At 66.3% G+C, this 20,304-nt stretch carries 28 protein-coding genes and 1 pseudogene; 10 read left to right on the forward strand and 19 right to left on the reverse strand.

Translation table 11 applies throughout. From position 1 onward, the window contains the following. Positions 1-58: 58 nt before the first annotated feature. From KF941_RS07995 to KF941_RS08030, 8 genes are all read right to left on the reverse strand, one after another. A complete protein-coding gene (locus tag KF941_RS07995) occupies positions 59-676 on the reverse strand; it encodes a plasmid pRiA4b ORF-3 family protein (RefSeq protein ID WP_214273058.1) in 618 nt (205 codons plus the stop codon). 13 nt (positions 677-689) lie between these two features. Continuing rightward, positions 690-1,007, reverse strand: coding sequence for an H-NS histone family protein (locus KF941_RS08000; protein ID WP_214273059.1), 318 nt, complete (start codon positions 1,005-1,007; stop codon positions 690-692). Between the two features lie 90 nt (positions 1,008-1,097). Next, complete coding sequence (locus KF941_RS08005) at positions 1,098-1,580, reverse strand: class I SAM-dependent methyltransferase (RefSeq protein ID WP_346428978.1); 483 nt, start codon at positions 1,578-1,580, stop codon at positions 1,098-1,100. Beyond that, positions 1,538-1,948 carry a VOC family protein gene (locus tag KF941_RS08010; RefSeq protein ID WP_214273060.1) on the reverse strand — a complete coding sequence of 137 codons (411 nt, stop codon included), beginning with the start codon at positions 1,946-1,948 and terminating at the stop codon, positions 1,538-1,540. The genes KF941_RS08005 and KF941_RS08010 overlap by 43 nt, the downstream gene beginning before the upstream one ends. 33 nt (positions 1,949-1,981) lie before the next feature. Continuing rightward, positions 1,982-2,827 (reverse strand): aminoglycoside 3-N-acetyltransferase, encoded by an 846-nt coding sequence (gene aac(3) / locus KF941_RS08015; RefSeq protein WP_214273061.1) that lies wholly within the window; start codon positions 2,825-2,827, stop codon positions 1,982-1,984. A gap of 4 nt (positions 2,828-2,831) precedes the next feature. Continuing rightward, positions 2,832-3,239: a cupin domain-containing protein gene (locus KF941_RS08020; protein ID WP_214273062.1), complete on the reverse strand. Its 408-nt coding sequence runs from the start codon at positions 3,237-3,239 to the stop codon at positions 2,832-2,834. Positions 3,240-3,347: 108 nt separating this feature from the next. Beyond that, positions 3,348-3,989, reverse strand: a complete 642-nt coding sequence (locus tag KF941_RS08025; RefSeq protein ID WP_214273063.1) for a PQQ-binding-like beta-propeller repeat protein — start codon at positions 3,987-3,989, stop codon at positions 3,348-3,350. 9 nt (positions 3,990-3,998) lie between these two features. Further along, complete coding sequence (locus KF941_RS08030) at positions 3,999-5,225, reverse strand: helix-turn-helix domain-containing protein (RefSeq protein ID WP_214273064.1); 1,227 nt, start codon at positions 5,223-5,225, stop codon at positions 3,999-4,001. A 59-nt stretch (positions 5,226-5,284) separates the two neighbouring features. Between KF941_RS08030 and KF941_RS08035 the strand changes: the two genes are divergently transcribed. From KF941_RS08035 to KF941_RS08045, 3 genes are all read left to right on the forward strand, one after another. After that, positions 5,285-5,518 carry a hypothetical protein gene (locus KF941_RS08035; protein ID WP_214273065.1) on the forward strand — a complete coding sequence of 78 codons (234 nt, stop codon included), beginning with the start codon at positions 5,285-5,287 and terminating at the stop codon, positions 5,516-5,518. A gap of 2 nt (positions 5,519-5,520) precedes the next feature. Beyond that, positions 5,521-6,207 carry a DUF899 family protein gene (locus KF941_RS08040; RefSeq protein ID WP_214273066.1) on the forward strand — a complete coding sequence of 229 codons (687 nt, stop codon included), beginning with the start codon at positions 5,521-5,523 and terminating at the stop codon, positions 6,205-6,207. Between the two features lie 309 nt (positions 6,208-6,516). Beyond that, complete coding sequence (locus tag KF941_RS08045) at positions 6,517-7,308, forward strand: phytanoyl-CoA dioxygenase family protein (protein ID WP_214273067.1); 792 nt, start codon at positions 6,517-6,519, stop codon at positions 7,306-7,308. A gap of 97 nt (positions 7,309-7,405) precedes the next feature. On the opposite strand, the gene KF941_RS08050 is transcribed toward KF941_RS08045, so the two are convergent. From KF941_RS08050 to KF941_RS08100, 11 genes are all read right to left on the reverse strand, one after another. Continuing rightward, positions 7,406-8,782, reverse strand: coding sequence for a DegQ family serine endoprotease (locus KF941_RS08050; RefSeq protein ID WP_214273068.1), 1,377 nt, complete (start codon positions 8,780-8,782; stop codon positions 7,406-7,408). A gap of 98 nt (positions 8,783-8,880) precedes the next feature. Further along, positions 8,881-9,246 carry an SPW repeat protein gene (locus KF941_RS08055; protein WP_017998447.1) on the reverse strand — a complete coding sequence of 122 codons (366 nt, stop codon included), beginning with the start codon at positions 9,244-9,246 and terminating at the stop codon, positions 8,881-8,883. 102 nt (positions 9,247-9,348) lie between these two features. Then, positions 9,349-9,852 carry an Hsp20/alpha crystallin family protein gene (locus tag KF941_RS08060; RefSeq protein ID WP_104494144.1) on the reverse strand — a complete coding sequence of 168 codons (504 nt, stop codon included), beginning with the start codon at positions 9,850-9,852 and terminating at the stop codon, positions 9,349-9,351. A gap of 83 nt (positions 9,853-9,935) precedes the next feature. After that, positions 9,936-10,412 (reverse strand): Hsp20 family protein, encoded by a 477-nt coding sequence (locus KF941_RS08065; protein ID WP_028713989.1) that lies wholly within the window; start codon positions 10,410-10,412, stop codon positions 9,936-9,938. A 387-nt stretch (positions 10,413-10,799) separates the two neighbouring features. Next, on the reverse strand, positions 10,800-11,000 hold the full coding sequence (locus tag KF941_RS08070) for a hypothetical protein (protein WP_011749412.1): 201 nt from the start codon (positions 10,998-11,000) through the stop codon (positions 10,800-10,802). A 54-nt stretch (positions 11,001-11,054) separates the two neighbouring features. Further along, positions 11,055-11,261, reverse strand: coding sequence for a cold-shock protein (locus KF941_RS08075; RefSeq protein ID WP_011749411.1), 207 nt, complete (start codon positions 11,259-11,261; stop codon positions 11,055-11,057). A gap of 552 nt (positions 11,262-11,813) precedes the next feature. Next, complete coding sequence (locus tag KF941_RS08080) at positions 11,814-12,104, reverse strand: DUF982 domain-containing protein (RefSeq protein WP_010400435.1); 291 nt, start codon at positions 12,102-12,104, stop codon at positions 11,814-11,816. Positions 12,105-12,221: 117 nt separating this feature from the next. Beyond that, a complete protein-coding gene (locus KF941_RS08085) occupies positions 12,222-12,428 on the reverse strand; it encodes a cold-shock protein (RefSeq protein WP_028713990.1) in 207 nt (68 codons plus the stop codon). A gap of 256 nt (positions 12,429-12,684) precedes the next feature. Beyond that, positions 12,685-13,044, reverse strand: a complete 360-nt coding sequence (locus KF941_RS08090; RefSeq protein ID WP_010400439.1) for a hypothetical protein — start codon at positions 13,042-13,044, stop codon at positions 12,685-12,687. 433 nt (positions 13,045-13,477) lie between these two features. Then, on the reverse strand, positions 13,478-13,726 hold the full coding sequence (locus tag KF941_RS08095; RefSeq protein WP_017998452.1) for a hypothetical protein: 249 nt from the start codon (positions 13,724-13,726) through the stop codon (positions 13,478-13,480). Positions 13,727-13,847: 121 nt separating this feature from the next. Further along, on the reverse strand, positions 13,848-14,045 hold the full coding sequence (locus KF941_RS08100; protein WP_010400443.1) for a hypothetical protein: 198 nt from the start codon (positions 14,043-14,045) through the stop codon (positions 13,848-13,850). Between the two features lie 714 nt (positions 14,046-14,759). Between KF941_RS08100 and KF941_RS08105 the strand changes: the two genes are divergently transcribed. The 7 genes and pseudogenes from KF941_RS08105 (at position 14,760) to chrA (ending at position 20,289) form a co-directional block, all read left to right on the forward strand. Next, positions 14,760-15,122: a metalloregulator ArsR/SmtB family transcription factor gene (locus KF941_RS08105; protein WP_036749225.1), complete on the forward strand. Its 363-nt coding sequence runs from the start codon at positions 14,760-14,762 to the stop codon at positions 15,120-15,122. Beyond that, positions 15,115-15,612: pseudogene (locus KF941_RS27920) on the forward strand (arsenate reductase ArsC); the annotation flags it as partial. The gene KF941_RS08105 and the pseudogene KF941_RS27920, both read left to right, overlap by 8 nt. 30 nt (positions 15,613-15,642) lie before the next feature. After that, complete coding sequence (gene arsC, locus KF941_RS27925; RefSeq protein WP_240540385.1) at positions 15,643-16,068, forward strand: arsenate reductase (glutaredoxin); 426 nt, start codon at positions 15,643-15,645, stop codon at positions 16,066-16,068. A gap of 12 nt (positions 16,069-16,080) precedes the next feature. Continuing rightward, positions 16,081-17,154, forward strand: a complete 1,074-nt coding sequence (gene arsB / locus KF941_RS08115; RefSeq protein ID WP_214273673.1) for an ACR3 family arsenite efflux transporter — start codon at positions 16,081-16,083, stop codon at positions 17,152-17,154. After that, complete coding sequence (arsH, locus tag KF941_RS08120) at positions 17,151-17,858, forward strand: arsenical resistance protein ArsH (protein ID WP_214273070.1); 708 nt, start codon at positions 17,151-17,153, stop codon at positions 17,856-17,858. The genes arsB and arsH overlap by 4 nt, the downstream gene beginning before the upstream one ends. A 224-nt stretch (positions 17,859-18,082) precedes the next feature. Continuing rightward, a complete protein-coding gene (locus KF941_RS08125; RefSeq protein ID WP_104494148.1) occupies positions 18,083-18,928 on the forward strand; it encodes a chromate resistance protein ChrB domain-containing protein in 846 nt (281 codons plus the stop codon). Next, positions 18,925-20,289, forward strand: coding sequence for a chromate transporter (chrA, locus tag KF941_RS08130; protein ID WP_028713995.1), 1,365 nt, complete (start codon positions 18,925-18,927; stop codon positions 20,287-20,289). Before KF941_RS08125 ends, chrA begins: the two co-directional genes overlap by 4 nt. Positions 20,290-20,304: the final 15 nt, after the last annotated feature.

The following is a 20,304-nucleotide window of genomic DNA, read 5'->3' on the forward strand; positions in this document are numbered from 1 at the left end:
AGTCGGGCGGATGGTCAGCTTCGCACAGGCCGGGGAAGGGTCGCAACGGGAGACGCGGCTAACCTTTCGGCGCCTTCGGCCTCGGCTGATGCAACCGCCGCCGCGCGTTCGCACGAAAGGCATTGCGCAGATCCTTGTTGATCAAGTCGAGATCGAACCATTCCGGATCGAAATGCCCGCCCGCCCAGCGCAGCGTGGAGCGGTGCTCCTCGTGCTTCGGGTCGCGGATGATCCCGAGGAAATCCTCATAGCCCCACGGCCCGCCGACATCCTCGGGCGGTCTCGCCCGTGCGCCTTCCAGACAGACCGCGTGGCGCGGCGCCGGATCGAGCGCCAGCCAATCCTCGATCCGGATCAGGTGCTGCCAGTCGTCCCCGAAATCATAGGCATAGGTGAAACTGCCGTCGCGGCCGACGAAATCCTGCAGCCGCACCTCGGTAGAGTCGAAAACGCGGGGGCCGCCGAAGCCATCGTCCAGCAGGAATGAATCGCCATAGCGCAGCCCGCCGATGCGGAATTCGTGCAGATGGCTGTCGGTCCAGCCGAAAGCCGCCTGCAGGACCGGATGCAGCCGGTCGAGCGTCCAGTCGCTGGGAACCACCAGGCGCCGCCAGATCTCCGGCTCGATCTCGGCCAGTGAAACATGCAGCCGCACCGCGTTCGAGGGCTGGAACATCTCCCCTCCCCAGTCAGATGGCGAAGTCTTCGAGGGATTTCCCGGCCTCCAGAGCCTCGGCGATCCAGCCAGGCTTGCGGCCGCGACCGCTCCAGGTGATCTCGGGGTTTTCCGGATGGCGGTATTTCGGCGCCACGGCGGCGCGCTTTTGCGCCGGGGTCATTTCCGCCAGTTCGCCCAGCGAGAAACCGTGCTCTTTTGCCACCGCCTCCGCCGCGGCACGGGCCTCGGCCTTGCGGCGATCCTCGAAAGAGGCGATGGCCTTGGCCAGGTTCTTTTCCAGCTGCTTCAATTCGGCCAGCGACAAGGCATTCAGGTCGATATCGGTCATAAGCGTTCCCTGTTGTTATGGCGCCGGTTTAATCCAATAGCGGTCAAACGGCAAATCTCATCCTCATTCCGGAAGCGTGCAGTTCGCGGCTCACCGTCCTCGCAACCTGACCTCCCTGAGCGGATGCCCCGTGTCGATGAACAGCCGCCCCGTCGGTTTCAATGCCGCCCGCAATCGTTCAAAGGCGCGTTGTTCGATATCCGGGTGACGACCGTCCAGCGCCCCGACACGCATCGCAAAGGCGATGTCGAAAGGCTCTTCACCCGGCGGCAATGCGAAATCCTCGATCGCCGCTTGCAGGAACCGCAGGCGGCCGGTGGCGATTTCCGCCTTCGATCCGGCCACCGCGCTGTCGATCACCTTTGCCGAGCGGTCGATGGCCAGGACGAAGCCGTTCCCGACACGGCGGGAGACCTCGCGGGCGGCCACCCCCGGCCCGCAGCCGATCTCGAGCACCCTCAGGCCCGGCACCAGCGGCAGGGCGTCGACGAAGGATGCGATGCGGTTCGAAATCCGCTGGACCATGATGTTCAGTCCTTGTCGGTCACCTTCGGCCACCAGGTGCCGAAGCACCACAGGTTGCCCTCGGGGTCGCGGCAGATGAATTCGCGGCTGCCATAGTCGCGGTAGGTCAGCCCTTCCTCGATCGCCGCGCCGGCGGCCTGGGCGCGGGCGAACATCGCGTCCACATCGTCCACGACGATATAGAGCGACTTGCCGCCCTGCCCCGAGAGCCGGCCCACCATCTCGCCATAGGCGTCGTCCTTGTCGTCGCCGCACATGATCATGGACGAGCCGAAGGCCAGTTCGGCATGGGCGACCTTGTCGCCATCCATGTATTTCGCGTGGGTGGTGAAGCCGAAGGCCCTTTCCAGCCATTCGATCATCGCCGCCGCGTCGCGGAAGCGGAAGGTCGGGTAGATGCGCGGAGCTTCCATCATGCGTTCCTCCTGTCAGATTGGGGCCATGCCCGGTCAAATGTCTCGGCCGTCTCGGCGTGACCGCGGATGCAGCGCCGATCCGAACTGCCGCTCAAGCCACTCAACCCCGAAGGCGACGATATCCTGCGCGTCGAACAGATGGCAGCGTGCTGCGCCGACCATGCCCTCGCGGTGCCGGCCCGCCTCGACATAGGCGCGGGCGATGGTCTCGACCGCATCCGGCTGGCCCTCGGCCGCAAAGCAATCGAGGATGCCGTTCGAGTCGAAATCCGTGGCCGCTTCCCAGATGGTCCGGCCATCCGGGCCCAGCATCGGCATCTCATAACTCACGCGGCGCTTGCCGGGGATATCGGCGATGGCCTCGGCATAATGCAGCACGGTCACGGCATCGAGCGGCGCGCCCAGCAGCAGGGTCTTGCCGCCAAGGCGCACGAAGCGTTCCAGCGGCGAGCCCTCGCCCAGGGCCTGGCCCAGCCGGTGCGGTTCGACCAAGGTTTGGGCCAGCGGGCCGACCGCGACCATCGAGGCATCCGGGTGGGCGCTGCGCCGGGCCGCCGGCAGCGCCGCAAGAAACTGGTTCAGCAGGCCGAAGCCGCGATATGTCCCGGCGGTCCGGGGATCGAAGGCGGGCCAGTCGCGGCGCAGGTCCTCGTCCATGCGGGCACCGTTCAGGGTCTCCTCATAGGGCGAGCGGTCCCAGGAGGCATATCCCATCACCGTGCCGCCCGGCCCCACGGCATCCATGAGCGCCTGGGCAACCCCGGCCGCGCCGCCCTCGACCGGGCCGAGCGCCTTCAGCGAGGCGTGGACCATCACCAGATCGCCCGGCTGCAAGCCAAGCCGCCGAAGATCCGCCGTGATCGTGGCCTTGCCGCGCATGACCCTACGGATTGTCCCGGAACCAGTCGGTGATGGCGGGCATGTCGCGCTCGAACCCGCCGGGGATGAAGACGTTCAGCAGACCGACACGCTCGGCGGTGCGGTTCCTGAAGTCATGCGTCACGCCGGCGGGGATGCGCAGGAACGTCCCTTGCGGCGCGTCCAGCCAGTCCTCCCCGGCAAGGAAGCTGACCGTGCCGGCGATCACGTAGAAGATCTCGTCATTCACTTCATGCGCATGCGCGCCCGGACCGTCGGCGCCGGGCTCCAGCCACCATTCCGAGACGCTGTAGCGCGCAGCCGTCTCATCCTCATCGGCCTTGAACACCGCCGTCATCCGGCCGAGGACGTAGCGCCGTCCCGCACCTGGCGGCAGGTGCAGAACGCCCTTGCCCGCGTGTTCGTCGCTCATCGCTGCCTCCCGGTGGCTGATGGAAAGGACCCCGACAGCATAGCCCGCCGAGGCCCCGCTGTCAGGTTCCGAGCGAGGGGCCGGTTTGCGCAGCAAGAACCGAAGGCCCTATGTCGCGTCCTGATCCGCCTTGCGCAGAACGACCCTCAACTTGCCGCTGCTGCCGCCGCCGCAGAAGAACCGGGCGCCGCCATCCGATTCCAACCCCGAGACCCCGGTGCCCGGCGGCATCTCCAGCCGTTCCAGCACTGCGCCGGTGGCGGGGTCGATGCGCCGGATGTCGCTTTCCTCGCCCTGCCAGGTGCCGTGCCAGAGCGCGCCGTCGGCCCAGGTGACGCCAGTGACGAAGCGGTCGCAGTCGATGCTGCGCAGCACCTTGCCGGTCTCGGGATCGACCTGGTGGATGCGCCGCCCGCGATGCTGGCCGACCCAGAGCGAGCCCTCGGCCCAGGCCAGCCCGGAATTGCCGCCCTCCGGCGCGGGAATGGTCGCCAGGACCTCGCCGCTCTCCGGGTCGATCTTGCGGATGACCGGCCCGGCAATCTGGAACAGATGCCGGCCGTCGAAGGCCGTGCCGGCATCGGCGGGGATCTCCAGCGCGCCCAGCAGCTCGCCGCTGTCGGGGTCCAGCGCGTGCAGCCGCTCGCCGCTGGCGAACCAGACCTGCCTTCCGTCGAAACTGACGCCATGCACCTCCTCGATCCCCGGAAAGGGGCCGTATTCGCGGATGATTTCGGCCATGCGTTTCATGGGGCCATCCTAGCGCATCGGCACGGGCGCCGGGAGTAACAAGCTTGTCGGGAAGCCCGGCACGCTCCGCGCGATCCAGCGCCGGGCGCGGCCGTGGCCCAGCCATTCCACCCTGCCGGCCCGCTCCAGCGCCTTGAGCCCGCGCTGCACGCTGCGCGGGCTGACATCCAGCGCCAGGGCCAGCGCCGAGCTCGACCAGGCCTCGCCATCGGCCAGCAGGGCCAGCAGCCCGGCATGGTCACCCTCGACCGGCGGGGCCAGCACGGCGATCCGGCGCCCGCGGCAAGGCTCCAGCACGAAGCCCCGGCCGGTCGCCCTGATCCCGGCCAGCGGGGCGAGGTACCCGCGCAGCCGCCCGATCTCGACCCGCAGCCTTGCGCGATGCGACTCGTCGGCCTGGCGGGCGCGAAAGGCACGCGCGAGCAGGGTTTCGCGCGGCACGTCGCCGGGCCAGGCCTCGGCCAGGGCGCGCAGCAGCGCCATCAGCACCGGCCGCCCGGCCAGCGGTACCGCCGTCGCCCCACCGCGCAGCAGGTTGCGGCAGGCATCGACCAGCAGCATGTCCGAGCCGAGCAGCGCCTCGACCCCGGACAGGTCCAGCAGGGTCTCGCGCCCGCTTTCGATCAGCCGCCCGGCCGGGGCGTCGAAGACGGCGCGCGCCTGCGCGACCTCGGCGGCCAATGCGGCGATGCCCGTCTGCTGCGCGGCACGGGCGGCCCAATCCAGAGCGGCCCGTGCTTCCCCGGCCCGGATGCGCCGCATGGCGATGCCGGCGGCGACCAGCCAGCAGCCGGGGCGCGACGCCGGGGGCAGCGCGGCGGCATCCAGCCCCTCAAGCACCGCCTCGGCCTGATCGAGACGCCCGGTCAGCAGCAGCAGCCGGGCCTGCAGGTAACCGGCATGGGCGGCGTTCGCCCAGTCGCCTTGCGCCGCAAGCGCCAATCGCGCCGCGCCAAGCGCCTGCTCCAGACCGCCCAGGTCGCGCGTGACCAGCGCGATTTCCGCCGCGGCCAGCCGGCAGCGGGCACGGTCCAGGGGATCGGCACCCAACCCTCGCGCGGCGCGGCGCAGCAGGTCCCGCGCCCGGTCGAGATCGCCCAGCTGCGCCATGGCGATGCCGCGCAGCGCCAGCGCGGGCGGATCGTCGCGCAAGGCGACCCGTTTCAGCGCCGTCAGCGCATCCCCCGCCGCCAGCGCCTGCGCAGCCGCCGCAATCCCGTCATGCTTGTTACTCACGCCCGGATGCCGCCCCGTCCTAGAGTCGTTGCTGCAAAGCATCGGACGGGAGGCCCGGAATGACAACGCCCACGGGAAAGCCCGGCGCGGCAGGCTGGCTGGCCCTTGCGGCGGCGCCCTGCTTCGCCGTCATGGCCTGGATCACGGCGGCCTCGCCCGCGCTCTGCCTGTCCGGGCCCGGTCCGCTGCCGCTGTACGGCATGACCATGATGTATCTGCTGATGAGCCTGTTCCACCTGCCGCCCTGGTTGCGGCTGATGGCAGGCCAAGACCCAACCCGGAAAGGAGACTGACCATGACCCAAGCCATCGTTTCCCGCGATGCATGGCTGGAGGCCCGCAAGGCGCTGCTGGCCCGCGAACGCGACATGACCCACCAGCTCGACGCGCTGCGGGCCGAGCGGCGGAGGATGCCCTGGGTCCGCATCGACAAGCCCTATCGCTTCGACGGTCCCGACGGCGAGGTGACGCTGGGCGATCTGTTCGGGACCCGCAGCCAGCTCGCCGTCTATCACTTCATGCTGGCGCCGGGATCGGAGCATATCTGCTCGGGCTGCGCCTTCGTCGCCGATCATGTGGATGCCGCCCGCCAGCATTTTGAGCAGGCCGACCTGGCCTTCGCCGCCGTCTCGCGCGCGCCGGTCCGACGGATCGAGGAGGTCCGGCGGCGGATGGGCTGGCGCTTTCCCTGGCTGTCCTCGGGAGACGGCGATTTCAACTACGATTTCGGCGTCTCGTTCACCGAGGAGGATCGCGCGGCCGGCCGGGCGATCTACAACTACGGGACGGTGATCGAAAGGAGCCCGGACATGTTCGGGGTCAGCATCTTCGTGCGGCAGGACGGCGCCCTCTTCCACAGCTATTCCACCTATCACCGCGGCGTGGAATTGCTGATGGGCGCGTTCAACTGGCTGGACCTCACCCCCAAGGGCCGCAATGAAAACGGCGCCATGAGCTGGCTCAGGCTGCATGACGAATACTGAGCCGGACGCAGAGGATCAGCGCGGGCGATCACTTCCCGGCGCTCTGGACGATATCAGGGCATCTGTCCTGACGATGGGCTGGGGTGCCTGCTGGCCGGGCAATGAATGCCCCTCGATAACCGCGAGCAGGGAAAACAGGTCGCAAGCGGCCAGGGAACATGGCTTGCAGCCCCCGGCTGCCCGCCTTAAATTCCGACCATGATGTTCATGTCTACATTCTTCCCGCTGATCTGACCGGCCCTGCCGCCGGCGCTTTCGCACCATCAGATCGACACGGCGCCCGCGATTGGGGCGCCAAGCGGAGAATGCATGATGACCAATCCCGAACCCACCGGCCTGACCGAGTGTCAGGTCCAGAGCTTCATCGAGGACGGCTTCGTCAGGATCGACGGCGCCTTCCCCACCGACCTCGCCCGGCAATGCCGGGACGAGTTATGGGCAGCTGCGGGCCTCTCGCCCGACCGGCCCGAGGGCTGGACGCGACCCGTCATCCGGATCGCAGCGATGTCCACGCCCGCCTTCGTCCAGGCCGCCAACACCCCGCTGCTGCACCGGGCCTATGACCAGCTTGCCGGGCCGGGGCGCTGGCTTGCGCCGCAGGGCCTCGGCAGCTTCCCGATCCGCTTCCCCTCGCCCATCGCCCCCGGCGACGATGGCTGGCATGTGGACATGAGCTTCGGCGACAGCCCGGATTTCATGGAGTGGCGGGTCAATGTCAAAAGCAGTGGCCGCGCGTTGCTGATGCTGTTCCTGTTCTCGGATGTCGGGCCCGGCGATGCACCGACCCGGATCAGGCAGGGCTCGCATATGGCCATTGCCCGCGAGTTGCTGCCCCATGGGGCGGCAGGCGCGACGCTACGGCAATTGTCGGCGAACGGCTATGCCTCGACCGAGACCTGCCCCGAGGTGCTGGCGACCGGCGCGGCGGGCACGGTCTATCTGTGCCATCCGTTCCTGGTCCATGCCGCACAGCCGCACCGGGGGACAAGACCCCGCTTCATGGCCCAGCCGCCCTTGCTGCCCAAGGGCGAGTTCGACCCGGCCTTGCCGCCCTCGCCCGTCCAGATCGCCATCCGCAGGGCCTGCGGGCTGGCATTCTGAAACCGGCAGGGTCCGGGGCTGCGTCAGATGAGCGACGCCCAGGCATCGGTGACAACACCCTGCGTCTTCCTGGCCCTCTCCATGCCGCCGCCGTCGTTCACCTTGCGACGATGAAAAGACGGCTGCCGTCGCGGATCAGTTCCAGCGCCGCGACGGCTCGGCGGCCGGCAAGCATGCCACGCAAATCCGCGACCGAGGAAACCGGCGTCCGGTTGACGGCGACGATCATGTCGCCGCGGCGCAGGCCGATCCAGGCCGCAAGGCTGTCCGGCTCGACGCTGTCGACCATGATCCCGGCACTGCCCGCCCGGCGCGCCTCCTCCGCCGAGGCGTTGCGCAGCCGGGCGCCATCCAGCGGCGTGCCGGCGAAATCACCGGAGGAGGTCGCATCGGCGGTGATGGTCAGGGCGACCTCCCGCGCATCCCCCTCGCGCCTGACCGTCAGGCGGATGGTGCTGCCGACGGGCGTCAGGCCCAGCCGGTTGCGCAGATGCGTGGCGCCCTGCACCGGGGCGCCGTCGACAGCGGTCACCACGTCCCCCGCCTTCAACCCCGCCTTCTCGGCGGGCGAGCCGGGCTCGACATTCGCGATCACCGCGCCGTGGATGCCGCCCAGCTCCAGCGCCTCGGCCAGGTCGGGCGTCAGATCGTGCATGCCGATGCCCAGCCTGCCGCGCCGCACCTCGCCGTGCTCGATCAGCTGCTGCATCACCGCGACGGCCATGTTGCTGGGCACCGCGAAGCCGATGCCGATATTGCCCCCTGCCGGGGTCAGGATGGCGGTGTTGATGCCGACCAGCCGGCCGTCCAGCGTCACCAGCGCGCCGCCCGAATTGCCCGGATTGATCGAGGCGTCGGTCTGGATGAAATCCTCGTATCCCTCGCGGCTGATGCCGCTGCGCCCCAGCGCGCTGACGATGCCCGAGGTCACCGTCTGGCCCAGGCCGAAGGGGTTGCCGATGGCGGCGACGAAATCGCCGACCTGAAGGCGGTCGGAATCGCCGATCTCCAGCGCGACCAGATCCTCGGCCTCGATCCGCAGCAGGGCGATTTCCGTGGCTTGGTCGGCGCCGACGAGCTCGGCCCGGAACTGGCGCCCGTCCTTCAGGGTGACGCTGATCGCGCTGGCCTCGGCGACGACGTGATGGTTGGTCAGCACATAGCCGTTTTCGGCATCGACGATCACGCCGGAGCCGGCGCTCATCTGCCGCCGCATCGGCGGGTCGCGAAGATCGAAGAAGCGGCGGAAATAGGGATCGTTGTAAAGCGGGTTCGATACTGCCGGGGTTTCCGAGACCACCGCGATATTGACCACCGCCGGGGTCACGCGCGACAGCATCGGGGCGATGGTGGGAATACCGCCCCCAGCCTCGGGCATGGGCTGCCCGACAGCCGCCGGGGACGGCGCGACCAGCGCCAGGATCGTGCACAGCGTGATGACGGCCGCGCGCAGTCGGGGGATTTTCATCGACATCGGCAATCTCCGTTTGATCGGTGGTGATTTCCTTTCTCGCCCGAGACCAGACGGAGAACAAGAAAACGGCCCGGCGGGTTGCCGGGCCGTTCGGGACGTCACGCTGTCGAATAGGGCCGGTCGTCGCCCGACCACAGGCTGACGCCCGCCAGGATCGCGACGACCAGACCGGCGATCACATGCACCCACATCGCCGCCGCGAGGGTCGCGAAGCCCAGGACCCAGGGCGCGATCACCGCCCAGAGGCCAAGGGCGACATTGGCCCATTCCTCAAGCCTGTGGAACGCGAAGAGCGCGGCCAGCGCGATCAGCGTCATCGCGGCCCCGACGAGCCAGGCGTTCCACGCCGCGGCGGTCTCGGCCGCGAAGCCGAGATACCAGGGCGACAGCAGAAGACCGAGACCGGCAACGACATTGGCGATGTCGAATGCCGTCCGGCGATCAAGAGACAGGGATTTCAGCATCGTTCACTCCTCCTTGTCGGTTGCTTGGTGATCCCGTCAATGGACCTTCCCCTGCGGGGGAAGGCTGGATGCGGCGGCGGCGGTTGTCGCCGCCGCGATGGCTCAGCCCTTGATGGCGATGCGCTTGACCTGCGACTGCGCCTTTTCCGTCTTGGGCAGGGTCACGGTCAGCACGCCGTTCCTGAAATGCGCATCGACCTCGTCCTCGCGGATCTCGGCGCCCAGCGGGATACGGCGCTCGAAACGGCCGTAAAAGCGTTCCGAGAATTGCCGGTCCTTATCCTCGACCTCCGAGCGTTTCTCGCCCTTCAGCGTCAGCACGCCGTCATCCAGCAGGACTTCGATGTCCTTCTCCTCAAGGCCCGGCACCTCGGCCGTCACCCTGATCTCCTTCTCGTTGTCGGAGATCTCGACGCTCGGCCAGCCGCCGCCAAAGGCAGGGACCGTGCCGACCGCGGGCAGGCCGAAGCCGCGGAAGACGTCGTCGAACAGCCGGTTCACCTCGCGATGCAGCGACAGGAAGGGATCGCGGTCGCCGTCGCGGAAGGCGGTGGGAAGCTGGTTGCCGCCATTGCGGTTCCAGGGGATCAGATCTCGGACATTCATGATTTTCCTCCTTCATGGCAACAGGTTGCCGGAGACGCCGGGCGCTGCCCGGCGGCCGGCAGGGATCGTGCGGTGACAGGGCCTCAGGCGGCCTGCTTGCCGGTCTCGACCTGCTGCGGCTGGGATTTGGGCAGGGCCTTGGCCGGGGCGATCTCGATCCGGCGCGGCTTCATCTCTTCGGGGATCTCGTGCCGCAGCTCGATCGTCAGCAGCCCGTTCAGCAGCTCGGCGCCGGTCACCTTCACATGATCGGCGAGTTGGAAGCGCCGGCGGAAGCTCCGCTCGGCAATGCCGCGATGCAGATACTCGCCCTTGTCCTCGCCAGCCTTGCGGCCGGTCACCGTCAGAACGGTCCGTTCCTGCGTGATGGCCAGCTCGTCGGGCGAGAAGCCCGCCACCGCCATGGTGATGCGATAATCGTCCTCGCCGGTCCTGGCGATGTCATAGGGCGGCCAGTTGTCGACCGTCCCGACCCGGCTTGCCGCTTCCAGCGCGTTCAGCATCCGGTCGAAACCGATGCTCGACCGGTAGAGAGGGGAAAAGTCGAAAGTGGTTCTCATAGCCACATCCTCCGTTGAGCAACATGGATACAAGTCTTTCACCGTGCGGTGCCATCGCATCCGCCCCGGCATGCCGGACCCGTCAGAGGCTTCCGGCGATCCACGATTTAGGGCGCGGAAATGGCGGTTCAAGGGGGTGAAAGCACCGCGAATGCGGCCTCTTTCGTGCGCCCGGAAAGCCCCTGTCTGGCTGATAAAAGGCACAGGAAAAGCGCGGGAGACTGTCCGCCGTCAAGCCGGCTAGCGCTGGCCTAAAAAAAGATGAATATCCCCTGCATCCCGTCCAATCGGAATCATGGGAAATGGATCGAGACATCTTCGCGCAGCGTTTCGGCGGTAGTGAGAGTCGGCGTTACAGCGAAGAAAGCAGGTGCCCCCGCGCATCCGCTATTTCTTGCGTTTTTTCGCAGGCACGCCGGTGGCGGCGTCTGCCGCCTCTTTCGCCAACCGTGCAGCCTTGAGGGATGCCGTCAGCTCGCTCCTCTTGCGGGCCTGTTCATCGACGATGAGCTTCGCCTCGGAAGTGGTGCGATCCATCGCCGTCAGGGGCGCAGGGTCGCGGAAAAGGTTTCTCGCCTTGGCCAACATACGGGTCTCCCGAAGGGGTTCAGCCCGGCCAGATGGCCAGGCTGTTCGACAGGATCAGGCGAGCGCCAGCCTGCTGGCCGATTCGCGACCATCGCGGCCCGACTCGATTTCGAAGGTCACGGCCTGACCATCCGCAACGCTGTTAAGCCCGGCCCGCTCGAGGGCCGAGATGTGCAGAAACACGTCCTTGCCGCCATGCTCGGGCGCGATGAAGCCGAAGCCCTTGGCGGCGTTGAACCATTTCACGGTGCCATTGGCCATCGTGATATCTCCTTGTGGATTTGTCGCTCGCGGAATGCAGCAACCCGGCCCGGTCAGTTCAGTTCAAAAGCAGACCGAAGCCGAAAGGAGACAGGATGCAGAGAGAATCAACGTAGCGCCCCCTGTATGCGCCTTCGCGCCGGATAAAGCAAAACATTCTTGCATCGCATTTGTCCGATGCCTGAATCAATGGAGCCAAACCTGGCTATTTTCCACTTGGCCAGACAAAAATTCCCGGAATCGCTCGAAAACCGATTGATCTGAGAATTTTCGACTGGAACCCGACCATGAGAATGGTGGGACATTATCTTCTGCCCCCATCTTCGGACGCACCTATAGCGTATACCTACTAAGCGCAGGGTTGCGCTTGTACGCCAAGGGCATCGGAATATCCGAGGCACTCGAAAGTCCCGGTAGCTTATCTTTCTTGCGATAGCTCTTGGCCGAGGCCCCACAGCCTGTTCAGGATCGACCAGCTGGCTTTCGGCTGGTCACTCTGCGGAGCATTTCCATTCCCGCACAGGCACCGCCATAGCAGGACCAACCCCGGTCTCAGATCGTCGCCATGCAAGCGGACAAGGGACGTGCGGATTGTGCGATCGAGGTTTCGGGCACGAAACCGGCAGCTTTTGCAGCAGCGATGAAAGCCCGTCGCGCCGATCCCACCGATACAAGGCAGTGCAGGGCGGCATCCAGCTGCTCCAGCGCATGGTGCTGGGCCGTATTGGAAACCGGCCACCTCCTGCGGAGCCAGTATCTCGCCTGCTCGATCGTGCTGAACTTCTGCACTTCGCCGGCAGACGAAATGACGAATGAAAGGGGCGTACCCCAGTGAATTTCCATAATGAAACTTTTCTGTCGGAACGGTCGGAATGGCGGGCAACGCATGCCCACCCTCCTCAAGGAAAAGCGGAGACGGCATGAAGCCGACCCCGCCTGTATTACCCTTCGGCGCTGCTCTCAGGAGAGAACGAGATTCGTTGCCGATTCCCGGCCATTGCGGTCACGCTCGATATCATAGGCGATCGCCTGGCCATCGTTCAGATGATGGATACCGGCGCGCTCGAGCGCGGAAATATGGATGAAGACATCCTTCGAGCCCGCTTCCGGGGCAATGAAGCCGAAGCCTTTATTGGAGTTGAACCATTTCACGGTGCCATTGGCCATCGTGCTGTTCCTTTCAAAAATACCGCTCACACAGCGCAGCGGCTCGGCAAAGCTGAAGATCGAAGCTGAGCCGCAAGGAACAGGGTCCGAAAACAAGAGATGCAGATCCTATATAGGTCATGCCGGCTGAGTTTACGAGGAAATTCCGGGGATCATGCGATCTCGGCCCATTACCCGTTGTTCGGCAAGGAAAGAATTTGCGACCCGCATCGGCGGAAAATTCCGAAAAGGCCGTTTTTACCGCAGACTCCAAACCTCAGCTTTCGCCCTGTTCCTTGCCGTCCAGTTCCCGGGCGTTCGTTTCCGCTATCGTCTCATGCAGCCGCGAATGGGCGGATTGCCATGCATCGAGCGCGCCCACGGCCTGGTCGAGCGCCTTTCTGTCCGGCCCATCGAATTGGGGAGCCGCCTCCTTGATCGCCCAGTAGAGCCGGCGCACCACCGGGGTCATCCGCTCCAGCCAGGCCAGGACATCCCTCAGGCTCTGCTCCTTGCCGCCGGGGTTGGAATAGACCCCGCCCTGGAGGCCCTGCAGTTCCAGCTCGCTCAAGCGGAGCTCGATATCGCTCAGCCGTTCCTTGATATCTCTGTCGCTGTTCTCGACCAATGAGACCATTTTCGCCCCCTCCCTTTATGCGGTCGCTCCTCTTGGGCCTGCCGGCCCATCGATCACGCCTGATCGGTCGTCGGATCGTCCATGCCGCTCGCAGCACGAACCGGCATGCCGCGCTCGTTCCCGTCCCTTTTCCGACGCCGGCGCACTCCTGCATCATGCTGCGGCTCGGGTCGTTTCTCGGGGGTGCTGGCGATGTCTGCGGAATCCACGGTCTGGGTCTCCCTGTTGCCGGACGAAAAAATTCGAACAGGCACGGCTGATATGGGGTGTCAGGGGGCTGCAGGCCATAGGAGACATGCGCCTATCGACCAACCTCCGGAAAGCCCGAGAAAGAAATCTCGGTGACGACGAGGCGGTTCTGCAACGGCAGGATGAGGTCAGCGCAGTCGATGGCCGTTACGACGAGTTTTGCGTCGGTCGGCTTTTGCGATTCCTATTCAGGCGCGGGATCGGTTCTTTCCGCTGCCGCGTCGATCCGGTCGGCCCATTCGATCAGCAATCGCGCTGCGCCGAAATCTCCGTGCCTGTCGCGCTTCTGGGCGGCGAGAGCGAGGTGTTCCCGCAGATCCGTCGTCATGAGCAGGCCGGGCCGCTCGGTGGCCAGAAAGAGCATTTGCAGCAGGTGCTCTATGGCGGCTTCGTATTGATCCGGGCTTTCGATTGCCACCTTCCTGCCTTCCATCGGTTGCTGCCTGGCGACTCGTGTCAGGCGATTGCTGGTTGCCCCAAAGGACGAAGACCGGATACCCGTTTTGCAGCGGTATCGGCCGGCTTGACCGTCAGCATGGCTGGCGCGTGTCGCGTCACCAGTCCCGGAACCGCTCGAACAGCCCGGACGTGCAGGATCTGATCGGAATGAGCCGGGTTGTTCCGTCGTCATGGACGAGCTTCACCAGATCCCCATTCTGGAAATGGCGGATCCCCTCAAGATGCCACGGCGGCTGAGCAAAGATTTCGGTAGCTCCGGTGAGCGCGTCGGTCAGGGCAACACGTTTGGTCATGGAAACCTCGCTATCTGGACGAGCGAAAACGGCGGACCTGGATCCGCCGCTTCACCTTCCAGCTTTTGAATGCCGCATACCAGCGCAGATTTGGACCACGCCTTGGTGCGGCAATTTACCGGAAGATCGGGGGTCCGCAGGTTTCCGCCCGCTTCGCCTTTCGAATGGCAGCCGGCCGTCATCTGTGGTCAGCAGGCTTCCGCATGGGGTCGTCTTTCGGATCGTTGTCGCCCTGCTGCGGGGCTTCCGGCAGCTCGCCCTGCTGGCCCTGACGGGTGTCCCTCGGGTCCAGAGTGTCGTTCTTTGGGCCGGTGCCCACAATGGGGTCCTCCATGGCACCGCCCGGAGATCCCGCTCGGATGAACAAGACATGGGGTCGAAGGGGTGGAATTGCGCCCTCCGGATCGAAACTATCGTGCAAGCTGGTCATATGGCTGGAAAGAATGTTGCGCCGGTCTGGTGGCACCTAAAGCGCCGCCAGCGTCGTTACCGACCGTCGGGGTCCGCGCCCTCGAGATACGATGATGTCACGTCAGCTATTTCCTCCGCGCGTCCAGGACATGGGTAACGAGACTTTACAGATGCTGAACTGCGTCCGCTTCAAGGTTGACCTTCCGCGGATTCCCCGAACAGCCGTCGTCGAGACGCACCTGCTGGCTTGACAGCATCAGGTCTCACCTTCATTGTCTCAACATATCTTGAGGGGTCGATTCGATGGAGGAGCAACGCGCCCTTGCCGGCTTCGCGGCCCTGTCGCAGGAAACCCGGCTGCGCATCGTCCGGCTGCTGGTCAAGGCCGGGCCGGAGGGCATGGCGGCCGGGGCGATCGGCGAGGCCCTGGGGGGCGCCAGCACCTCGCGGCTGTCATTTCACCTGACCCACCTCGAACATGCCGGGCTGATCCGGTCCCGGCGCGAGGGGCGCTTCATCATCTACAGCGCCGTCTTTGCGACATTGGCCGGGCTGATCGCATTCCTGATGCGCGATTGCTGCGACGGCCACCCGGATATCTGCGCGCCGGTCGCGGCCGCGCTGTCCTGTTCCTGTGAACCCAGCAAGGATGCCCTGCATGGCTGACGCCTCGCCTCGTGTCTTCAACGTGCTGTTTCTCTGCACCGGCAACTCCGCCCGCTCGATCATCGCCGAAAGCGTGCTGCGCAAGGAGGGCGGCGAGCGGTTCCGCGCCTTCTCGGCCGGCAGCCAGCCGAAGGGAGAGGTGCATCCGCGGACCCTGAAGATCCTGCAGAACTACCATTACCCGACCGAAGGGCTGCGCTCGAAAAGCTGGGACGAATTCGCCGGGCCCGACGCGCCGGTGATGGATTTCGTCTTCACCGTTTGCGACGACGCGGCGGGCGAGGCCTGTCCCTATTGGCCGGGCCAGCCGATGACGGCGCATTGGGGCCTTCCAGACCCGGCAGCCGCGACCGGCAGCGAGTTGCAGCGCGACATGGCCTTCATCGAGACGCTGCGCTACATGAAGGCGCGCATCCAAACCTTTGCCGCCCTGCCGATCGGCACCCTCGATCGCGCCAGCCTCGTCTCCAGGCTGCACGAGATCGGACGCTCCGAAGGCGCGAACGGGGCGGCGGACGGCATGGACGTCGTGATCTATCACAACCCCGACTGCGGCACCTCGCGCAACGTCCTGGCCATGATCCGCAATGCCGGGATCGAGCCGCATGTGGTGGAATATCTCAAGACGCCGCCCTCGCGCGCGATGCTGGAGCGGCTGATCGCCCGCATGGGCATCGCGCCGCGCGAGCTGCTGCGCCAGAAGGGCACGCCCTATGCCGAGCTTGGCCTGGACGACCCGGCGCTGACCGACGCCGCGCTGATCGAGGCGATGCTGGCGCATCCGGTGCTGATCAACCGCCCCATCGTGGTCAGCCCCAGGGGCGTGCGGCTCTGCCGGCCCTCGGAGCAGGTGCTGGAGCTGCTGCCGCCGCAGCGCGCCGCCTTCAGCAAGGAAGACGGCGAGTCAGTCGTGGATGCCCAAGGCAACCGTATCCGCCCGGCCTGAAAGGAACAGATGATGACCCCCGACAGCCCGGCCCGCCGGCTTTCCTTTCTCGACCGCTACCTGACGCTCTGGATCTTCGCGGCCATGGCGCTCGGCATCCTGCTGGGCACGCTGTTCTCCGGCCTGCCGGATGCGCTGCACGCCATGGCGGTGGGCTCGACCAACATTCCCATCGCCATCGGGCTGATCCTGATGATGTATCCGCCGCTGGCGAAGGTCCGCTACGAGGACCTGCCCCGGGTCTTTGCCGACAAGCGCGTGCTGGTGCTGTCGCTGGTGCAGAACTGGGTGATCGGGCCGGTGCTGATGTTCGCCTTAGCGGTGATCTTCCTGCGCGATCATCCCGAATACATGACCGGGCTGATCCTGATCGGCTTGGCGCGCTGCATCGCCATGGTGCTGGTCTGGAACCAGCTGGCGCGCGGCGACGGGCAATATGTCGCCGGGCTGGTGGCCTTCAACGCGATCTTCCAGATCCTATTCTTCTCGACCTATGCCTGGCTGTTCCTGACCGTGCTGCCGCCCTTGTTCGGGCTGGAGGGCAGCGTGATCGAGGTGGGCTTCCGGACGGTGACGGAGGCGGTGCTGATCTACCTGGGCATCCCCTTCGCCGCCGGTTTCCTGACCCGGCGTGTGCTGATCCGGCGCCGGGGCGAGGAGTGGTATCAAAACGTCTTCCTGCCGAGGATCAGCCCGATCACGCTGGCCGCGCTGCTGTTCACCATCGTCGCGATGTTCAGCCTGAAGGGCGGCGATGTCGTGCGCCTACCGCTCGACACCGTCAGGATCGCCGTGCCGCTGGTGCTGTATTTCGCCATCCAGTTCCTGGTCAGCTTTGCCATGGGCCGGCTGATCGCCAGGGATTATCCGCGCAGCACCGCCATCGCCTTCACCGCCGCCGGCAATAACTTCGAGCTGGCCATTGCCGTCGCCATCGCCGCCTACGGCCTCGCCTCGCCCGTGGCCTTCGCCACCGTGATCGGCCCGCTGGTCGAGGTGCCGGTGCTGATCCTTCTGGTCAACGCCGCCCTGTGGCTGGGCCGCCGTTGGTTTCCCGAAGCAACCCCGCAAGAGGCCCGCGCATGATCCCCGACCTGCCGAACCTGTCGCCCGACTGCCTGCGCGCGCCCGCGATCCCAGCCATCCCCCGCGCGACGCATCCGCCGCGCATCCTGCTGCTCTACGGCTCGTTGCGCGAACGCTCCTACAGCCCCTTCGCCACGCTGGAGGCCGAGCGCCTGCTGCGGCATTTCGGCTGCGAGACGCGGGTGTTCCACGCCAACGGCCTGCCGCTGCCCGAGGATGCCGAACCGTCGCATCCCAAGGTGCAGGAGCTGCGCGACCTGTGCCTGTGGTCCGAGGGCCAGGTCTGGACCAGCCCGGAACGCCACGGCGCGATGACCGGGGTGATGAAGGCGCAGATCGACTGGATTCCGCTGTCGATGGGAGCGATCCGTCCGACGCAGGGCCGCACGCTGGCGGTGATGCAGGTCTCGGGCGGCTCGCAAAGCTTCAACGCGGTGAATCAGATGCGGGTGCTGGGCCGCTGGATGCGGATGCTGACGATCCCGAACCAGTCCTCGGTCGCCAGGGCATGGCAGGAGTTCGACGAGGCCGGGCGCATGCGGCCGTCGAGCTATTACGACCGCATCGTCGACGTGATGGAGGAGCTGGTGAAGTTCACCCTGCTGACCCGCGACCTCTCGGCCTTCCTGACCGACCGCTACAGCGAGCGCAAGGAAGCGGCCGCAAAGCTCGAGGAACGGGTAAACCTCAAGGCTGCGACATGAGGCCGGAGAGGCCCGATATCGGGTGGGAGCGATCGCGAGACGCACCCGGATCGCGCCGTGAAGGGCGACCGAACCGGGTCTGAACCGGGTCTGAACCGGGTAACCGTCTTGACATTCCATCGTCGTCGTCGGAATTTTCCGGCATGGGGTCTTGCGACGCCCCACGAGGCGCCAGCCGAAGTTCGCGTTCCATTCCGACGACTCACTCAATGGAGGGAACGCAGATGCCTGCGCCTGACGCCATAACCTGCGACAAGCTCGCCAAGCTGATCGGCACCGCACGATGCCCCGTCGTCCTCGACCTGCGCCGGGCGGATGCGAGAGACACCGAACCTCGTCTCATCCCCTCTGCCCGATGGCTGGCTGAGAATGAAATCGCCCCTGCAGCGCTTTCGGAGCTGGCCCGCAGCCTGGACGGTCCGGTGGTGGTCCTTTGCGCCGAGGGATACGGGCGCAGTCAGGGCGTCGCCGCCTGGCTGCGCCATGAAGGGGTCGCAGCCGAGTATCTGGAGGGAGGCATGGCGGCATGGCTCGCCGCCGGCCTGCCACTCGTCACGACCACGAAGATCACCGGCCATGATCCGCAGGGCCGCAGCCTGTGGGTGACACGGGCGCGGCCCAAGATCGATCGCATCGCCTGCCCCTGGCTGATCCGGCGCTTCATCGATCCACGGGCGGTGTTTCTGTTCGTCGCCCCGGCCGAGGTGCCCGCAGTGGCCGAGCGGTTCGGCGCCATGCCCTTCGATGTCGAAGGCGTGTTCTGGAGCCATCGCGGCGAGGATTGCACCTTCGACGCGCTGCTGAAGGAAACCCGGTTGAGCATCCCGGCGCTCGACCGGCTGGCGTTGATCGTGCGCGGCGCGGATACCGCCCGCCTGGACCTCGCCCCCGAAGCGGCGGGCCTGCTTGCGGCGTCCCTGGGCCTGTCGCGGATGTATTCCGACGATCTGGAGCAACTCGATGCCGGATTGCAGCTCTATGACGCCTTCTACCGTTGGGCGCGCGATGCCACGGACGAGATCCACAACTGGCCCGCCAACGCCAGGGGTCCGGGCCGGGGCGCGACATGAAACGGGGTGATGGATTTCCAACGCTGGGTCAGGCCACCGGGGTCTGGGCCAGGATCGCCGCGCTGAGTTTCGGCGGGCCGGCCGGCCAGATCGCGGTGATGCACCGGATACTGGTCGAGGAGCGCAAGTGGCTCGGAGATGCGCGATTCCTCCATACCCTGAACTTCTGCATGTTGCTGCCTGGACCCGAGGCGCAGCAGATGGCGACCTATATCGGCTGGCTGATGCACGGCGTGCGCGGCGCGCTGATCGCGGGGATGCTGTTCGTCCTGCCGGGCTTCATCGCCATGATGGTGCTGAGCTGGGTCTACGCGGTCTATGGCGACGTGCCGGTTGTGACCGCGCTGTTCTTCGGGCTGAAGGCCGCCGTGCTGGCGATCGTTCTGCAAGCGGTGTTCCGCATCGGCAAACGTGCCCTGAAGAACAAGGTCATGCTCGGCCTGGCCGCCGCGTCCTTCCTGGCCATCTTCCTGTTCGATGCACCCTTCCCGGTGATCGTGGCGCTGGCGGCAACCATCGGCTGGATGGGGACAAAGGCCGGGATTGCTGCCTTCCGGGGCGGCGGCGGACATGGCTCGACAGGTGGCGCACATGTCAGCGACGCCGACACGATCCTTGGCGAAGAGCTTGATCTTCCGCCCTCGGCGCGCAGAAACGCCTTTCGCGCGGGATGGGCGGCGGTCGCGCTCTGGCTGTTGCCGGTGCTGCTGCTGGTCGCCCTGGTACCGGGCAGCGTCTTTACCGACATCGCGCTCTATTTCTCGAAACTCGCGGTGCTGTCCTTCGGCGGGGCCTATGCCGTGCTGGCCTGGGTCGCGCAGGAGGCGGTCGGCAGCTATGGCTGGCTGCAGCCGGGCGAGATGCTCGACGGTCTCGGCATGGCCGAAACCATGCCGGGACCGCTGATCAAGGTGCTGCAATTCATCGGCTTCATGGGGGCAATGCGCGAGGCCGGATGGGCCATGCCGCTGCTGGCGGCAACGCTTGGGGGCATCCTGACGACATGGGTGACCTTCGCGCCCTGCTTCGCCTGGATTCTGCTCGGGGCACCGTTCATGGAAGGGCTGCGGGAAAACCGGGCGCTCGCGGCGGCGCTGGCTTCGGTCACGGCGGCGGTCGTGGGGGTAATCCTCAATCTCGCGATATGGTTCGCGATCCATGTGGTCTGGCGCGAGGTCGAGCCTTTCGACTGGGGGCCGGTCTCGACCAGCGTTCCGGTGCTGGAAACACTGGATGGCTGGGCGATGGCCCTTTCGGCGCTGGCGATCCTCGCGGTGTTCCGTCTGAAGCTCGGCATCGGCCGCGTGCTTGGTGGTGCGGCGCTGGTTGGCCTCGGCCTGCACCTGGCCGGGGCGATCTGACGGCGGATGGCGAGG

It is taken from the genome of Paracoccus sp. pheM1 (assembly GCF_018499825.1).
Classification (GTDB): Bacteria; Pseudomonadota; Alphaproteobacteria; order Rhodobacterales; family Rhodobacteraceae; genus Paracoccus; species Paracoccus versutus.

What these genes read in the sequence shown, in the direction of transcription:
- KF941_RS08080 (WP_010400435.1), bottom strand. Translation starts at nt 12,104, where the DNA reads ATGGAAATTCACTGGGGTACGCCCCTTTCATTCGTCATTTCGTCTGCC.
- KF941_RS08045 (WP_214273067.1), top strand. Translation starts at nt 6,517, where the DNA reads ATGATGACCAATCCCGAACCCACCGGCCTGACCGAGTGTCAGGTCCAG.
- arsB (WP_214273673.1), top strand. Translation starts at nt 16,081, where the DNA reads ATGACCCCCGACAGCCCGGCCCGCCGGCTTTCCTTTCTCGACCGCTAC.
- KF941_RS07995 (WP_214273058.1), bottom strand. Translation starts at nt 676, where the DNA reads ATGTTCCAGCCCTCGAACGCGGTGCGGCTGCATGTTTCACTGGCCGAG.
- KF941_RS08090 (WP_010400439.1), bottom strand. Translation starts at nt 13,044, where the DNA reads ATGGTCTCATTGGTCGAGAACAGCGACAGAGATATCAAGGAACGGCTG.
- KF941_RS08075 (WP_011749411.1), bottom strand. Translation starts at nt 11,261, where the DNA reads ATGGCCAATGGCACCGTGAAATGGTTCAACGCCGCCAAGGGCTTCGGC.
- KF941_RS08055 (WP_017998447.1), bottom strand. Translation starts at nt 9,246, where the DNA reads ATGCTGAAATCCCTGTCTCTTGATCGCCGGACGGCATTCGACATCGCC.
- KF941_RS08050 (WP_214273068.1), bottom strand. Translation starts at nt 8,782, where the DNA reads ATGTCGATGAAAATCCCCCGACTGCGCGCGGCCGTCATCACGCTGTGC.
- KF941_RS08105 (WP_036749225.1), top strand. Translation starts at nt 14,760, where the DNA reads ATGGAGGAGCAACGCGCCCTTGCCGGCTTCGCGGCCCTGTCGCAGGAA.
- KF941_RS08095 (WP_017998452.1), bottom strand. Translation starts at nt 13,726, where the DNA reads ATGGAAGGCAGGAAGGTGGCAATCGAAAGCCCGGATCAATACGAAGCC.
- KF941_RS08025 (WP_214273063.1), bottom strand. Translation starts at nt 3,989, where the DNA reads ATGAAACGCATGGCCGAAATCATCCGCGAATACGGCCCCTTTCCGGGG.
- KF941_RS08065 (WP_028713989.1), bottom strand. Translation starts at nt 10,412, where the DNA reads ATGAGAACCACTTTCGACTTTTCCCCTCTCTACCGGTCGAGCATCGGT.
- KF941_RS08085 (WP_028713990.1), bottom strand. Translation starts at nt 12,428, where the DNA reads ATGGCCAATGGCACCGTGAAATGGTTCAACTCCAATAAAGGCTTCGGC.
- KF941_RS08100 (WP_010400443.1), bottom strand. Translation starts at nt 14,045, where the DNA reads ATGACCAAACGTGTTGCCCTGACCGACGCGCTCACCGGAGCTACCGAA.
- KF941_RS08035 (WP_214273065.1), top strand. Translation starts at nt 5,285, where the DNA reads ATGACAACGCCCACGGGAAAGCCCGGCGCGGCAGGCTGGCTGGCCCTT.
- KF941_RS08040 (WP_214273066.1), top strand. Translation starts at nt 5,521, where the DNA reads ATGACCCAAGCCATCGTTTCCCGCGATGCATGGCTGGAGGCCCGCAAG.
- arsC (WP_240540385.1), top strand. Translation starts at nt 15,643, where the DNA reads ATGGACGTCGTGATCTATCACAACCCCGACTGCGGCACCTCGCGCAAC.
- arsH (WP_214273070.1), top strand. Translation starts at nt 17,151, where the DNA reads ATGATCCCCGACCTGCCGAACCTGTCGCCCGACTGCCTGCGCGCGCCC.
- chrA (WP_028713995.1), top strand. Translation starts at nt 18,925, where the DNA reads ATGAAACGGGGTGATGGATTTCCAACGCTGGGTCAGGCCACCGGGGTC.
- KF941_RS08000 (WP_214273059.1), bottom strand. Translation starts at nt 1,007, where the DNA reads ATGACCGATATCGACCTGAATGCCTTGTCGCTGGCCGAATTGAAGCAG.
- KF941_RS08020 (WP_214273062.1), bottom strand. Translation starts at nt 3,239, where the DNA reads ATGAGCGACGAACACGCGGGCAAGGGCGTTCTGCACCTGCCGCCAGGT.
- KF941_RS08070 (WP_011749412.1), bottom strand. Translation starts at nt 11,000, where the DNA reads ATGTTGGCCAAGGCGAGAAACCTTTTCCGCGACCCTGCGCCCCTGACG.
- KF941_RS08060 (WP_104494144.1), bottom strand. Translation starts at nt 9,852, where the DNA reads ATGAATGTCCGAGATCTGATCCCCTGGAACCGCAATGGCGGCAACCAG.
- KF941_RS08125 (WP_104494148.1), top strand. Translation starts at nt 18,083, where the DNA reads ATGCCTGCGCCTGACGCCATAACCTGCGACAAGCTCGCCAAGCTGATC.
- KF941_RS08010 (WP_214273060.1), bottom strand. Translation starts at nt 1,948, where the DNA reads ATGATGGAAGCTCCGCGCATCTACCCGACCTTCCGCTTCCGCGACGCG.